This is a genomic window from Klebsiella sp. ME-303 (genome assembly GCF_007910085.1).
GTDB lineage: Bacteria > Pseudomonadota > Gammaproteobacteria > Enterobacterales > Enterobacteriaceae > Klebsiella > Klebsiella michiganensis.
Window position 1 is genome coordinate 405 of the sequence record NZ_VOJB01000097.1, and the last position, 1,773, is coordinate 2,177.

Annotated in this window: 1 protein-coding gene and 1 pseudogene; both read right to left on the minus strand. The window is 51.0% G+C overall.

Annotated features, from left to right (window positions below; all coding sequences use genetic code 11):
- Positions 1–493 (minus strand): annotated as a pseudogene (locus tag FQK12_RS27360) (type I-F CRISPR-associated helicase Cas3); the annotation flags it as partial.
- On the minus strand, positions 490–1,473 hold the full coding sequence (cas1f, locus tag FQK12_RS23895) for a type I-F CRISPR-associated endonuclease Cas1f (protein WP_014228621.1): 984 nt from the start codon (positions 1,471–1,473) through the stop codon (positions 490–492). The pseudogene FQK12_RS27360 and the gene cas1f, both read right to left, overlap by 4 nt.
- Positions 1,474–1,773: the final 300 nt, after the last annotated feature.

The window sequence follows — 1,773 nt, forward strand, 5'->3', positions numbered from 1 at the left end:
TTTGATCGCCGACAAAAGCCTGAAACAGGCGAACCGAAATCCATTCATGCCGGTAAGGCTGAAAAGTCTTTGGACTTTTCCCGGACAGGCTTTCCTGAAAGCCGCGGCCCGCTTTACCGAAATCATGAAAAAGCCCGGAAATTGCAGCCAGCAAAGCAATACTTTCGCCGCATTGCCAACGTAAACCTTCGTCAGAAACCCATACCGACCGCGTCGTGCGGTTAGTCGGCACCCTGCCATGGGCATTAAAACGGCGCGAATTTCCGACGATCCACATCAGCTCGGACTGCCCGCTTTTTTTCAGCCAGTGGCAGGCCACCGCCGTATTGCGGCGAGCTGTTTTGCGTAATAATTTGCGCAGCGTTGCCAGCCCTTCCATCGTTATGGCAGTTTGCCAGGTACTGGTTCCCATACGCTCGGCAAACTGATCGATAATACGGCAACTCTCTTCTCTGGCCTTTTTTGTGCATTGCGAAACGAGCAGCACGTTCATTCTGCGCTTCCCCCCACTACAGCAGCGGTTTCCTGAAGGGCTGTAATCATTAAATCGAGGGAATCTGACTGCTGGAAATGATTAATACAGGCTTGTCTGAAATCTCTGTCATCATCCCCCTGCATGGCGGAGATAAATGCCTGTGGCATAACCAGCGCATCTTTTATTAAATCGGCAAGGTCAAAAACCAGCCCTCCACGCCGGGTTTTACCATGCATAACGGCCAGGCCGTGAGGGATACCGGTGACCCACGCCGCCACGGCGGCAAGCCCGTATGCCAGATAGTTTCCCTGATCCAGGAAGCGGTTTGCCAGATCCAGCCCGCCCCCACGCTTTGCTCGTTTAAAGTCTCCATAACCGGAGGTTTGCGCGGCAAGTTTGTACAGCGCTTTGGTGAGCTGCGCTTCCTGAAGCATCAGCGCGGTATGGCTATCCGCCTCGGACATACCTGAACGAGCACGTTCTGTTAATCCCAGCAACTTTTCTTTATTGACTGAAAATAGCGACTCGCGCTGCATCCGGCTGCCGAGCCAGTGTTTTTCCAATTGCGCGAGTCGAATATTCTGGAAGCATTTCGCCGCTTCCAGACGCTTCATCTCCGTAAACCAGAATGAGACCCAACGCTGCAAGTACTCCGTTGGTCGATATTCACTTTGTGGCGATAGCCAGGAAACGTCGATATCGACTTCATTGGCGGCATATAAAGGTGTGCCATCCGTACCACAAAAACCTACCATCACACCCGCGCGGGCGAACTCACGCATCGCTGCCTGGCTAACAGAGGTTCCCATTCCTAGCATAATGGCCGTTGTATTTGCTATTGGGATATTCCAGTAGAATGACTCATGCCCCTCACTGGTAACATACTCCACTCTCCCCCCATTAACCTGCACACGACACTTTTCCAGATAGTAAATGTTGGCGCGTTTTGAATGGAGTATCGTTTTTAAATCCGAGGGGGCAATATACTTCGCGGGCATAGTCACATCCTGTGGCTCAAAGTCGATAGCTGTTTATAAAAACAGTATATTAGATGCAATACGGTGACATTCATCGCAACTTGCAAAATAACCTATTACTTTGGCAATTTCTTTAGACTCGTTTGGCTTGCACAGCAGTGTGGGCAAGCTCTTTTCTAAGCTGCCTGTACGGCAGTGAACGGCAACCGAGCGGGCAACGTTGATTTCGTGCATTTCTAAGCTGCCTGTACGGCAGTGAACACTGAGAACAGGCTGTGGATTCTCCGCAACATTTTCTAAGCTGCCTGTACGGCAGTGAAC